General features: G+C 31.6%; 11 protein-coding genes (1 of these 11 running past the window's edge). 8 read left to right on the top strand and 3 right to left on the bottom strand.

The window, feature by feature from the left end:
* Positions 1–401, bottom strand: the 5' portion of a protein-coding gene (gene tpiA, locus ACNC7R_RS13785) for a triose-phosphate isomerase (RefSeq protein ID WP_417941651.1). The gene continues 352 nt to the left of window position 1, outside the view; the window shows 401 of its 753 coding nt (coding positions 1–401); the start codon lies at positions 399–401; the stop codon falls past the left edge of the window.
* A 66-nt stretch (positions 402–467) separates the two neighbouring features.
* Positions 468–971 carry a TlpA family protein disulfide reductase gene (locus ACNC7R_RS13780; protein WP_417941650.1) on the bottom strand — a complete coding sequence of 168 codons (504 nt, stop codon included), beginning with the start codon at positions 969–971 and terminating at the stop codon, positions 468–470.
* A 350-nt stretch (positions 972–1,321) separates the two neighbouring features.
* On the opposite strand from ACNC7R_RS13780, the gene ACNC7R_RS13775 reads away from it, so the two are divergent.
* From ACNC7R_RS13775 to ACNC7R_RS13755, 5 genes are all read left to right on the top strand, one after another.
* Positions 1,322–2,740, top strand: a complete 1,419-nt coding sequence (locus ACNC7R_RS13775; RefSeq protein ID WP_417941649.1) for an adenosine deaminase — start codon at positions 1,322–1,324, stop codon at positions 2,738–2,740.
* A gap of 46 nt (positions 2,741–2,786) precedes the next feature.
* Complete coding sequence (gene rlmH, locus ACNC7R_RS13770; protein ID WP_417941648.1) at positions 2,787–3,260, top strand: 23S rRNA (pseudouridine(1915)-N(3))-methyltransferase RlmH; 474 nt, start codon at positions 2,787–2,789, stop codon at positions 3,258–3,260.
* Between the two features lie 83 nt (positions 3,261–3,343).
* Positions 3,344–4,657 carry an MFS transporter gene (locus tag ACNC7R_RS13765; RefSeq protein ID WP_417941647.1) on the top strand — a complete coding sequence of 438 codons (1,314 nt, stop codon included), beginning with the start codon at positions 3,344–3,346 and terminating at the stop codon, positions 4,655–4,657.
* Positions 4,658–4,732: 75 nt separating this feature from the next.
* Positions 4,733–5,305, top strand: a complete 573-nt coding sequence (locus ACNC7R_RS13760; RefSeq protein ID WP_417941646.1) for a pentapeptide repeat-containing protein — start codon at positions 4,733–4,735, stop codon at positions 5,303–5,305.
* Between the two features lie 315 nt (positions 5,306–5,620).
* Complete coding sequence (locus ACNC7R_RS13755) at positions 5,621–6,523, top strand: IS982 family transposase (protein WP_417943122.1); 903 nt, start codon at positions 5,621–5,623, stop codon at positions 6,521–6,523.
* Positions 6,524–6,557: 34 nt separating this feature from the next.
* Here the strand turns inward: ACNC7R_RS13755 and ACNC7R_RS13750 are convergent, their stop codons facing one another.
* Positions 6,558–7,598: a GMP reductase gene (locus ACNC7R_RS13750; RefSeq protein WP_417941645.1), complete on the bottom strand. Its 1,041-nt coding sequence runs from the start codon at positions 7,596–7,598 to the stop codon at positions 6,558–6,560.
* 231 nt (positions 7,599–7,829) lie between these two features.
* On the opposite strand from ACNC7R_RS13750, the gene ACNC7R_RS13745 reads away from it, so the two are divergent.
* The 3 genes from ACNC7R_RS13745 (at position 7,830) to ACNC7R_RS13735 (ending at position 11,611) form a co-directional block, all read left to right on the top strand.
* A complete protein-coding gene (locus ACNC7R_RS13745; protein WP_417941644.1) occupies positions 7,830–9,059 on the top strand; it encodes an HD domain-containing protein in 1,230 nt (409 codons plus the stop codon).
* Between the two features lie 127 nt (positions 9,060–9,186).
* Entirely contained in the window at positions 9,187–10,230 is a 1,044-nt protein-coding gene (gene lpxD / locus ACNC7R_RS13740) for a UDP-3-O-(3-hydroxymyristoyl)glucosamine N-acyltransferase (protein WP_417941643.1), read from the top strand.
* Positions 10,223–11,611 carry a bifunctional UDP-3-O-[3-hydroxymyristoyl] N-acetylglucosamine deacetylase/3-hydroxyacyl-ACP dehydratase gene (locus ACNC7R_RS13735; protein WP_417941642.1) on the top strand — a complete coding sequence of 463 codons (1,389 nt, stop codon included), beginning with the start codon at positions 10,223–10,225 and terminating at the stop codon, positions 11,609–11,611. Before lpxD ends, ACNC7R_RS13735 begins: the two co-directional genes overlap by 8 nt.
* Positions 11,612–11,647 lie beyond the last annotated feature (36 nt).

Genomic DNA, 11,647 nt, shown 5'->3' with positions numbered 1-11,647 from the left:
CGGTCTTTCAATTCTTCTCCAAAACAAAAAATAACAGTCATTTCATGTTTTAAAGCTGTGTCAACTTTATTAGCAATCAAAGCATCCGTTTCGTTAAAAATAGCTCTGCGTTCTGAATGACCCAAAATTACTGTATCAACTCCTATGCTTTTTAACATATCTGCAGAAATTTCTCCAGTAAAAGCCCCGCCTTCTGCCTGATGAACGTTTTGAGCTGAAACCCCTATAGGAGTATTTTTTAATTTGTTAACTGCAGCTGCTAAATTTACAAACGTTGGTGCTACGATAACCTGTGCATTTGTTTTTGCTGGTATTTTTGTAATTAATTCGTTTAATAATTCTTCGGTTTGACTAGCATTTTTATGCATTTTCCAGTTTCCCGCAACAATTTGTTTTCTCATTTTGGATAGGTATTAATTTTTTTGTTTTTTATAATTTTTTAAAGATTATTTTAAATTGACATTAATCTATTTAAGATTTTTTAATGTTTCATTGATTTTGTCAAAATCGGTTTCTATGGCACGATAGAGTACAATTTTTCCGGTTCTGTCAAGGATTATGTATCTCGGAATCCAGTCTAAATCTATTGCTTTTCCAAAATTACCTTTCATTCCGTCATTCATCATATAATGGTCACCTTTTAATTGATGTTTTTCAATTCCGGCTTTCCATTTGTCAGCTGTTTTATCTGCGGAAATGAATAAATAAGAAACGTTAGGATTGTTGGTTTGAAGTTCTTTTAATTTAGGCATAGCTTTTACACAATCACCGCACCATGAAGCCCAAACTTCAATTACTAAAGTTTTTCCTTTATGTTTCTTTACTATATCTTTGAATGCAATCTGACTTTCATCTGTAGATAATAATTTTTCAGATAGTGCAACTTCAGAAAAATTCTGCTTCTCAGCTTTTTGAGCATTGGTACATGAAAATGTAGCGAAAGCTAAAAGTAATATAACTATTTGTTTCATTTTGATATGTTTTAAACAAAGTTAAACAAACAAATTGAAACAAGAATACTGAATATTAAAATTCAGAAAAGACTCAATTTTCCATTCAAAAAAATAAAAAATGGTTATTAAATAAAAAATGAAATCGTAATAGTTATGTATTGTATTTTATTTTTTTGATGATTCAATAAAACAAACCAATAATAAAAAATGTTTATTTAGCTTTTTTTTATAAAAAAATGCAAAAGAAAAGTCCAAAAAATCTTTTAGTGTTATAAATATTAGTTTTTTAAAGCATCCTATTTTGTAATAATAATTGTCTTCAAATTTTTGAGAATTAGCTATATTTGCATGTAATTTAAACTTAGACTATGACGAGGATAATTACACTTTTCTGTTTTCTGATAATTCAATTAAATTTTTCTCAATCTGCCGGAAATTATTTCGAAAAAATCAGAAACAATGAAGCTGCCCTAACTGCTTTTTTTCAGCAAATGCCAAAAGGAGGCGATTTACACCATCATTTTTCAGGATCTGTTTATGCTGAACCTCTTTTAGAAAGAGTTATTGCGGAAGATTTTTATCTGAATTTAGAAACTATGGAAGTTTCCAAAACAAAATCGACAAAAGGGAATTGGGAAAGTTTTTCATCAATTAAAAATCAGGGTAAACTTCCTTTTTATAAACAACAGGTTATGCAAACCTGGTCTTCCAAAGACTTTAACGGTGTGTCTGTACCTTCTGATGATTTGTTTTTTGATTCTTTTCAAAAGTTTTCTCCTGCTATTGAAGGACATTTTGCAGAAGGTTTGACAGAGATAAAAAAGCGTGCACTTTCTGAAAATGTAAGTTATATTGAAACCCAATTGTCTACGATTCCTTGTGATATGAAAGTAGATGATCTGAATGATTTTAACTTTAAATTTCGTCAGATAGCCAGTCAAAAAGATGAAAAAGCGGTTTTAAAACTTCTGGATGATTTATATGAAAAAATCCAACAAAGAAATGCTAAAAAATATGCCGAAGATTTTAATAGCAACTTTATAGCAAGACTTCATAAAGATTTGAAAATTGACGATGAACGATTTAAAATGCGTTATCAAAATTTCGTATTGCGATTCATGGAGCCGGTTGATTTGTTTAAAAACCTAACTATCGCTTTTATTTCTGCAAACGAAAGTAAACTGGTTGCGGGTGTAAATATTGTCTCTCCTGAAGACGGTGAAACTTCAATGAAAGATTATTGGCTTCATATGGTCATGTTTAAATATTGCCATTCACGCTTTCCTAACGTAAAATATACGCTTCATGCTGGTGAATTGACATTGGGACTGGTACAACCTGAAGAATTAACCTGGCATATTAATTCCGCGATTTATATTGCGGGAGCTAATAGAATTGGTCACGGAGTTGATATTGCTTATGAAGCAAATTCATATGATCTACTTCGTTATATGTCAAAAAATAATATTCCTATTGAGATTAATTTGGCAAGTAACGAATTTATTTTGAAAGTAAAAGAAGGAAGACATCCTTTTACACTTTATAAAGAGTTTAATGTGCCAATTGTAATTAGTACAGATGATGCGGGAATTCTAAGAACTAATATGACAGAACAATATGTTTTATTAGCAAAAAGATATGCGGATGTTTCATACGAAACGATAAAGCAATATGTTTACAACAGTATTAATTACAGTTTTATTCAGGATGAGTCTGTGAAAAAACAATTGATAAAAGATTTAGATAATAGATTCAAAATCTTCGAAAATCAATTTTCTAAAAATTAAGATTTTAAATTTGAACCCATTTTGAAAATAAATTATATTTATTCAAATGAATATTAAACTTATCGCCATTGGTAAAACCGATAATAAATCATTACAAACCTTAATTGACGATTACACAAAAAGACTCTCGTTTTATATCAAATTTGATTTAGAGATTATTCCTGATATTAAGAATGTAAAGAACCTATCTGAAAGCCAGCAAAAAGAGAAGGAAGGAGAGTTGATTTTATCTAAATTAACGCCCACCGATCAATTGATTTTATTAGATGAAAACGGAAAAAACTTCTCTAGTATTGGTTTTTCTGAAGAGTTACAAAAAAAGATGAACTCCGGAATTAAAACGCTGGTTTTTGTAATTGGCGGACCTTATGGTTTTTCAGAAACAGTTTATAGTAAGGCGCAAGGTAAAATTTCACTTTCACTGATGACTTTTTCACATCAGATGGTACGTTTATTTTTTATAGAGCAATTATACAGAGGTTTTACAATTTTAAGAAATGAACCTTATCATCATCAATAAAAAAAATCATTGATTATTTATTAATGAAGATGCAGTGATGTTTATAAGAAAAAATAAATAAATTAGCCTCCAAAACCATAACCATGACAAACTTACCTAAAGGAAGTAAAAAATTATTGAATGCCTGGGCTTTTTATGATTGGGCAAATTCAGTTTACACCCTTACAATAGCATCCGCTGTATTTCCTATTTTTTATGAAGCCTTATTTTCTGAGCGAGGACATTATATAGAAGTTTTTGGATTGGAATTGAAAAATTCAGCCCTAATTAGTTTTGTAACCGCATTTGCCTTTGTATTTGTAGCCTTTTTTTCGCCGTTACTATCCGGTATTGCAGATTATGTTGGGAATAAAAAAGCATTCATGAAATTTTTCTGCTATGTTGGAGCTTTATCGTGTATGGGATTGTACTGGTTTGATCTTGAAAATATTTATATCGGATTATTGTTTTATTTTTTAGGGCTAATTGGTTATTGGGGGAGTTTGGTTTTCTATAATTCTTATTTACCGGATATTGCTTTTCCTGAACAGCAGGATAAAATTAGTGCTAAAGGATATTCTTTAGGATATATTGGAAGTGTTATTTTATTGGTTATCAATCTGGCGATGATTATGAAGCCAAGAATATTTGGAATAACAGGTACTGATGGTGAAGCAGCCATGAAAGCGATGCGATATTCTTTTGTCATGGTAGGTGTTTGGTGGATTTTGTTTAGCCAGTATACCTATTATTTTTTGCCAAAAGGAAGTAAGGAAACAAATCAAAAATTATCGAAACAAATTGTATTTAATGGTTTTAAAGAGTTAAAGAAGGTTTGGGCAATATTACAAGATAACATTCCTTTGAAAAGATACTTAGGTGGGTTTTTTGTATCAAGTATGGCGGTACAGACGGTGATGCTTGTTGCTACTTATTTTGGCGCTCAGGAAATTGCATGGGAATCTAAAGAAGAAAGTACAATTGGTTTGATTATTTGTATTTTGATTATACAATTAGTTGCTGTAATTGGAGCTGTTTTGACTTCGAGAGCTTCGGAGAAATTTGGTAACATCCCAACTTTAATTGTAATCAATTCTATTTGGGCAGTTTTTTGTGCTCTTGCCTTTTTTATTACTTTACCGATACATTTTTATGTAATGGCTACGGTTGTTGGATTTGTAATGGGAGGAATTCAGGCTTTGTCGCGCTCAACGTACTCAAAATTATTGCCTGAAACTGAAGATACAGCATCATTTTTTAGCTTTTATGATGTAGCTGAAAAAATAGGAATTGTTATTGGAATGTGTCTTTACGGAATCATAGATCAGATTACAGGAAGTCCTCGGTTGGCAATTGTATTTTTAGCAGCTTTTTTCGTGACTGCAATTTTTCTTTTAAAAAGAGTACATAAAAAATAATTAGTAGAATAATATTCAGTCTAAACGCAATTATCATAACTTTTGATACTTGCGTTTTATTTTAAACGAGTTTTAATGACGATTCAATATTTCCTTGATAAAGAATATAATAACATCATTTATAATAAGGATGGGGCTAATTTCAAGGAATTTGAATGCTGTGTTTTTAATAACTGCAATTTTTCAGCCTGTACTTTTTTAGCTGTTACATTTATTGATTGTGTCTTTAATGACTGCACTTTTTCTGAAGCAAAAATCAATTATGTGGCTTTTAGAACAGCAACTTTTAATCGGTGTGAAATCAAAGATGTGAATTTTGCCATGTGCGACAAACTCATTTTTGAAATTCATTTTAACAAATGCGTTTTAGATTTTTCGAAATTTTATGCACTAAAAATAAAAGGAACTACATTTATAAACTGCAGTTTAATTGCTGTTGATTTTATGTCTGCCGACCTTACAAGTGTGCTTTTTGATGATTGTGATTTGTATCGCTCAGAATTTGACAAAGCAATTGCTAGCAAAGCCGATTTTAAAACCAGTTATAATTATACCATTGATCCGTCCAAAACGAAACTTAAAAAAGCGGTTTTTGCTTTGAATGAAGTAAAGGGTTTATTATTTAAACATGATGTAATTGTGAGCTGATAAATAAAACCGAAAGTTGTTTCGTTTTCTGAAAACAGATAAAATAATGGCTCTTTTTTAGATTTGAATGATTAAAGCTTGATGAGAATAAATGGAATTCAATATGTAATCTGATTGCTCTTTCATTAAAATTGAACTATATATGATTGATTTATGTGTAATGTTTTGAGTTTTATCAAGATTTTTAATTAATTCTTCAATAATCTTAACCATAACGTGAGTTCGATATAAGGAAGTAAAAAATATTTGGAAAACAGAGATGGTTTTTGTATATTAATGTCTGACAAACAACTAATTACAATTAAAACCATCCCTATGTTATCCAATGCTAAAATTACAGAAATTTACTTTATTATAGACGAATTCTCGAAAGAATTTGATAAAACCATGACTGCTCATAGCTTAAATGAAAAAGATTCTCCAAAGAAAAGAAACCGAAAATTTACGATGACTGATAGTGAAGTTATGACTATTTTAGTGCTTTTCCACGCTATGGGTTACAAAAATTTGAAGCATTTTTATTTGTTTTATATTGGGAAGCATTTGAAAAAAGAATTCCCAAACCTTGTTTCCTATAACAGATTTGTAGAACTTCAAAAAAAAGCTATTGTGCCAATGGCGCTATTTTTGAAAACTTGTTGTTTGGGACAATGTACAGGAATTTCTATTATTGACTCAACCCCTTTACGATCATGCCATATTAGACGAGAAAAACAACACAAAACATTTAAGGATTTAGCAACAAAAGGGCATACTTCAACAGGATGGTTTTTTGGATTTAAGTTGCATTTGATTATAAACGACAAAGGAGAAATTCTTGATTTTATGCTTACTCAAGCCAATGTTGACGATAGAGAACCATTAAAAAGCAACAACTTTCATAAAAGAATATTCGGAAAACTTTTTGGAGATAAGGGATATATTGGAAAAGATTTGTTTGAACAACTTTTTATTGATGGAGTCCATTTGGTCACTAAAATCAAAAAGAATATGAAGAATAGTATAATGCTTTTACAAGACAAAATTATGCTTAGAAAACGATCATTAATCGAAACTGTTTATGATCAATTGAAAAATATTTGCCAAATAGAACATACAAGACATAGGAGTTTTGATAATTTTATAACAAACTTACTATCAGGACTTATAGCCTATTCTTTTTTTCCTAAAAAGCCTTCTATAAATGTCGATTTTGAAAATAACAGACTTGTTGCTTAAATATTCTTATATCGAACTCACGTTAACCATAATTTTATTTTGAGAAGACCTGATTTTCCTGCTCGCTTACGCGTATAAAAGTGGTTCGCTTAGTTAATTCTTTTAGTCTGGAAGCACCAACATAAGTGCATGTACTGCGTAAACCGCCTAAAATATCCAAAACTGTATTAATGACATTCCCTTTAAATGATATCTGAACTGTTTTTCCTTCGCTTGCCCTATATTCAGCAACTCCACCGGCATGTTTGTCCATGGCGGTTGCAGAACTCATTCCGTAAAATTGTTTAAACTTTTCACCCTTTATTTCGATCAGTTCACCACCACTTTCTGCATGCCCGGCCAGCATTCCGCCAAGCATTACAAAATCTGAACCTGCACCAAAAGCTTTCGCCACATCACCGGGAGTTGTACAGCCTCCATCGCTAATAATATGTCCTCCCAAACCATGAGCTGCATCTGCGCATTCAATAATAGCCGAGAGCTGTGGGTAACCCACGCCGGTTTTTACACGGGTGGTACAAACTGATCCGGGGCCAATTCCGACCTTAACGATATCTGCTCCGGCTAATAATAATTCTTCTGTCATTTCGCCGGTTACTACATTTCCTGCAATAATAACTTTATCCGGATATTGTTGGCGGGTTTGTTTTAAAAACTGCACAAAATGTTCTGAATATCCATTAGCAACATCAATACAAATAAATTTCAATAACGGATTGGCTTTAATAATTTCTGCAATTTTTGAAGCATCTTCTTTTCCTGTTCCTGTACTAATAGCAATGTAATTATAGAAATCAGGAGCTACGTTTTGTAGAAAATTATTCCACTCCTGAAGCGAATAATGTTTATGAATAGCAGTGAAAAGTTTTTCTTTAGCTAAAACTGCAGCCATTTCAAAAGTACCTACAGTATCCATATTCGCAGCCATAATTGGAATTCCTGACCATGATGCTGAACTGTACAAAAATTTAAAATTTCTTTCCAAAGATACCTCAGATCTGCTTTTTAAAGTCGATCTTTTGGGTCTGATCATTACATCTTTAAAGCCTAATTTCATATCGGTTTCTATTCTCATGATTTTCCAAATTTTTGTTACTTTCAAATATATTAATTTTGAAAATGACAAGGGGTATAACTTTAGCAAAACAAATGGTTAGTTATTAACAACTTAATAGTATCAGATCGGTAATTAGGAGATGTTTATTTGTCTTTTTAGTAAAATGAATTTCTTTTTGTTTTTTAAGATAAACAGAAAATGGTTTATAGTTAATTACTTATATTTGCTGACTTATAAAACACCAGAATAGTGAATCTTATCAATAAGTTAAAAATATTCAATGACCCGATTTATGGCTTTATTTCTATTCCGAATGAGCTTATTTATGATTTAATTCAGCATCCGTATTTTCAGCGTTTGCGGCGTATTTCGCAAATGGGTCTGTCGTATTTAGTTTACCCTGGGGCTAACCATACACGTTTTCATCATGCTTTAGGCTGTATGCATTTGATGCAAAAAGCAGTTGAAACACTTCGTTTTAAGGGGGTTTCTATTTCAAATGATGAAGAGTGTGCTTTATTAATTGCTATTTTGCTGCACGATATTGGTCATGGGCCTTTTTCTCATGCAATGGAGAAAAGTATTGTGGAAGATGTTAACCATGAATCTATTTCATTATTGTTTATGAATCAGCTTAATAATGAATTTCATGGTAAGTTGAGTTTGGCAATTCAGATTTTTAAAGGAGAATACCACAGAAAGTTCATGCTGCAATTGATTTCAAGCCAGCTGGATATGGACAGAATGGATTATTTAAAGCGTGATAGTTTTTACACTGGAGTTGCAGAAGGAAATGTGAATTCCGAACGGTTGATTCAGATGATGAATGTTGAAAACGACGTTTTAGTTATAGAAGAAAAAGGAATCTATTCAGTAGAAAAATTTTTGTTATCAAGAAGATTAATGTACTGGCAGGCTTATTTGCATAAAACAAGTCTGGTGGCTGAATTAATTTTGATGAAAGTGCTTAAACGGGCAAAAGAATTAACATTGAAAGGAGTTAAATTACCTTGCAGTGAGCCTCTTTTGTATTTCATGCAGAATAAAATTTCATTAGAAGATTTTGACGCTGAAAAATTAGATTTGTTTTCTCAGTTAGACGATTTTGATATCATAAGTGCTCTTAAAGCTTGGCAAAAGCATAATGATTTTATACTTTCAACTTTGAGTAAAATGATTATTAACAGGGATTTATTGAAAATTAGAATGAGTGCTGATAAAATCCCGATGGAGGAATCTCAGGCAATGAAAGAAGAATTTTCAGAAGCACATAATGTTTCCCAGCTGGAAGCAGGCTATTTTATTTTTAGAGGCAAAATCAAAAATCAGGCTTATAGCAAAGAAGCAGAACCTATACGAATTTTGAAAAAAGATAAAACAATTGAAGATGTCGTTGAGGCATCTGATCAGTTGAATTTGAAATCGTTATCTAAATTAGTGACAAAATATTACATCTGTTTTCCAAAACAACTTATATAAAATTAACATTTAAAACCTATTTTTTATATTTTTGTCGAAATGAAAAGAACCAGTACATATTTTTTGAATAAAGCAGAACGTTTTTTAGTGAGTTCCATCTTATTCCTATAAAATATAATCTAATAAGATGAAATTTACAGCAGAACAAATAGCAGGAATTTTGGAAGGAGAAGTTGTTGGTAATCCCAAAGCAGAAGTATCCCGGCTTTCTAAAATTGAAGAAGGAGAGGAAGGTTCTCTTACTTTTCTGGCAAATCCTAAATATATCAACTACATCTATACAACAAAAGCGTCAATCACAATTGTTAATGATTCTTTTGTTCCGGAGTCTGAAATTACGACCACTTTAATTAAAGTTGAAGATGCATATGCGTCTTTTTCAAAACTTTTAGAATTTTATAATCAGGTTAAATTAAATAAAAGCGGAATCGAGCAGCATGCTTTTCTAACTGAGGGTACTAAATATGGTGAAAACCTATATCTGGGAAGTTTTAGTTATGTTGGGCAAAATGTAACCTTGGGAGACAATGTAAAAATATATCCAAACAGTTTTATTGGTGATAATGTTGTTATTGGCGATAATGTATATATTTTTGCAGGCGCTAAAATTTATTCTGAAACTGTAATTGGTAATAATTGCACTATTCATTCAGGAACTATTATTGGTGCAGATGGTTTTGGTTTTGCTCCAAATGAAGACGGAGAATATAGCAAGGTACCTCAAATTGGGAATGTAATTATTGAAGACAATGTAGATATCGGTGCTAATACTACAATAGACAGAGCAACACTGGGTTCTACAATTATCAGAAAAGGAGTAAAATTAGATAATCAGATTCAGATTGCACATAATGTAGAGATTGGCAAAAATACCGTAATAGCAGCTCAGACAGGAGTTGCAGGCTCAACAAAAATTGGTGAAAACTGTATGATTGGAGGACAGGTAGGTATTGCAGGACACTTAGTGATTGGAAATAATGTTCGCGTGCAGGCGCAGTCAGGAATTGCCAGAAACATTAAAGATGACGAAATTTTGCAGGGAAGTCCAACTTTTGGTTATAGTGATTTTAGTAAATCCTATGTTCATTTTAAAAACTTACCTAAGATTGTTGCTGAATTAGAAGAATTAAAGAAACAAATAATAAACCCAAAAAATGGAAATAATGGTTAAACAGAAGACCATCAAGAATGAAATTTCACTAACAGGAGTTGGATTGCATACTGGAAAAGAAGTTACTATGACTTTTAAACCAGCTCCGATTAATAATGGTTTCACTTTCGTTAGGATTGATTTGCAAGGTCAGCCAATAATTGAGGCAGATGCCAATTATGTTGTTAACACACAAAGAGGAACCAATTTAGAAAAATTAGGTGTGAAAATTCAAACTCCTGAACACGTTTTAGCAGCGTTAGTGGGGTGTGATCTGGATAACGTTATTATAGAATTAAATGCTTCAGAACTGCCTATTATGGATGGTTCTTCAAAATATTTTGTTGAGGCTATTGAAAAAGCCGGTATCGAAGAGCAGGATGCAAAACGTAATGTTTATGTAGTGAAAGAGGTGATCTCATTTACTGATGAAGCTACAGGTAGTGAGATTTTGGTTATGCCAAGTGATGATTATCAGGTTACTACAATGGTCGATTTTGGAACTAAAGTTTTAGGTACTCAAAATGCAACATTAAAAAGTATAGCTGATTTTAAGGATGAAATTTCGAACTCAAGAACGTTTAGCTTTTTACATGAATTAGAATCTTTATTAGAAAACGGACTGATAAAAGGAGGAGATTTAAATAATGCTATTGTTTACGTAGATAAAGAAATTTCTGAATCAACAATGGTGAGTCTTAAAAAAGCATTTGGAAAAGAAGAGATTTCTGTTAAACCAAATGGTGTTCTTGATAATTTGACTTTGCATTATCCAAATGAAGCAGCAAGACATAAACTTTTGGATGTTATTGGTGATTTATCTTTAATTGGCGTTAGAATTCAGGGAAAAATTATTGCTAATAAACCAGGGCATTATGTGAATACTCAATTTGCAAAAAAATTAGCAAAAATTATAAAAATAGAACAGAGAAACCATATTCCGGTTTATGATTTAAATCAGGAACCTTTGATGGATATTCATAAGATTATGGCTGTTTTGCCTCACAGGCCTCCATTTTTATTGATTGACAGAATTATTGAAATGTCATCCAGTCATGTAGTGGGATTGAAAAATGTCACCATGAATGAAAATTTCTTTGTTGGTCATTTTCCTGATGCTCCAGTAATGCCAGGGGTATTAATTGTTGAAGCAATGGCGCAGACAGGAGGAATTTTAGTTTTAAGTACAGTTCCTGACCCTGAAAATTATTTGACTTATTTCATGAAAATAGATAACGTTAAATTTAAACACAAAGTTTTACCGGGCGATACTCTAATATTCAAGTGTGATCTGATTTCCCCTATCAGAAGAGGAATATGTCATATGCAGGCAAATGCTTATGCTAATGGAAAATTAGTAGCTGAAGCAGAATTAATGGCTCAAATTGCGAAAAAGCAGTAATTAATCAAAATTATTGTTTAGGTTTGTTGCCTTAAA

This window comes from Flavobacterium adiutor (genome assembly GCF_048282555.1).
Taxonomy (GTDB): Bacteria; Bacteroidota; Bacteroidia; order Flavobacteriales; family Flavobacteriaceae; genus Flavobacterium.
This window is presented reverse-complemented; position numbering and strand designations above follow the sequence as displayed.